Source organism: Kitasatospora sp. NPDC058243 (genome assembly GCF_042882025.1).
Taxonomy (GTDB): domain Bacteria; phylum Actinomycetota; class Actinomycetes; order Streptomycetales; family Streptomycetaceae; genus Kitasatospora.
In genome coordinates this window covers 1-1,706 of sequence record NZ_JBHVWW010000140.1, presented here as the reverse complement: position 1 = coordinate 1,706, position 1,706 = coordinate 1, and the positions used below count along the sequence as shown (strand labels likewise).

Below are 1,706 nucleotides of genomic sequence, written 5' to 3'. Positions count from 1 at the left end.
GGATCAGCGGCTCCACCACGTCCCTTTGTCCGAAGACTCCGGGCCGGCTTCACGGCCTTAGCATCACCTGGTTCAGCGTTGGCGCTTCAAAGCGGGTACGGGAATATCAACCCGTTGTCCATCGACTACGCCTGTCGGCCTCGCCTTAGGTCCCGACTTACCCTGGGCAGATCAGCTTGACCCAGGAACCCTTGGTCAATCGGCGCAAGAGTTTCCCACTCTTGTATCGCTACTCATGCCTGCATTCTCACTCGTATACCGTCCACGACTGGTTTCCACCGCCGCTTCACCCGGCACACGACGCTCCCCTACCCATCACAGCAGGCGTTGGCCCTATATGCTGCAATGACACGACTTCGGTGATGTGCTTGAGCCCCGCTACATTGTCGGCGCGGAATCACTTGACCAGTGAGCTATTACGCACTCTTTCAAGGGTGGCTGCTTCTAAGCCAACCTCCTGGTTGTCTCTGCGACTCCACATCCTTTCCCACTTAGCACACGCTTAGGGACCTTAGTCGGTGTTCTGGGCTGTTTCCCTCTCGACCATGGAGCTTATCCCCCACAGTCTCACTGCCACGCTCTCACTTACCGGCATTCGGAGTTTGGCTAAGGTCAGTAACCCGGTAAGGCCCATCGCCTATCCAGTGCTCTACCTCCGGCAAGAAACACGTGACGCTGCACCTAAATGCATTTCGGGGAGAACCAGCTATCACGGAGTTTGATTGGCCTTTCACCCCTAACCACAGGTCATCCCCCAGGTTTTCAACCCTGGTGGGTTCGGTCCTCCACACGGTCTTACCCGCGCTTCAACCTGCCCATGGCTAGATCACTCCGCTTCGGGTCTTGGGCATGCAACTCAGACGCCCTATTCGGACTCGCTTTCGCTACGGCTACCCCACACGGGTTAACCTCGCTACACACCGCAAACTCGCAGGCTCATTCTTCAAAAGGCACGCAGTCACGGCCCACCAGCAAGCTGATGAACGACGCTCCCACGGCTTGTAGGCACACGGTTTCAGGTACTATTTCACTCCGCTCCCGCGGTACTTTTCACCATTCCCTCACGGTACTATCCGCTATCGGTCACCAGGGAATATTTAGGCTTAGCGGGTGGTCCCGCCAGATTCACACGGGATTTCTCGGGCCCCGTGCTACTTGGGAGTTTCTCAAACGAGCCGTACAGATTTCGTCTACGGGGGTCTTACCCTCTACGCCGGACCTTTCGCATGTCCTTCGACTACCCATACGGTTTCTGACTCGCCGACCGGCCGGCAGACCGGTCAAGAAAAATCCCACGACCCCGCGATGGCAACCCCTGCCGGGTCTCACACCATCACGGTTTAGCCTCATCCGGTTTCGCTCGCCACTACTCCCGGAATCACGGTTGTTTTCTCTTCCTGCGGGTACTGAGATGTTTCACTTCCCCGCGTTCCCTCCACACTGCCTATGTGTTCAGCAGCGGGTGACAGCCCATGACGACTGCCGGGTTTCCCCATTCGGAAACCCCCGGATCAAAGCCTGGTTGACGGCTCCCCGGGGACTATCGTGGCCTCCCACGTCCTTCATCGGTTCCTGGTGCCAAGGCATCCACCGTGCGCCCTTAAAAACTTGGCCACAGATGCTCGCGTCCACTGTGCAGTTCTCAAACAACGACCAGTCACACACCCTCAACACCCCGAAGAGCGCATCAGATGAGGCCGGCATCC

Annotated in this window: 1 rRNA gene (running past one end of the window); it reads right to left on the bottom strand. The window is 57.7% G+C overall.

Annotated features, from left to right (window positions below):
• Positions 1–1,614: ribosomal RNA gene (locus tag ACFVX9_RS39545) — 23S ribosomal RNA — on the bottom strand; it reaches 1,269 nt to the left of the window's first position.
• Positions 1,615–1,706 lie beyond the last annotated feature (92 nt).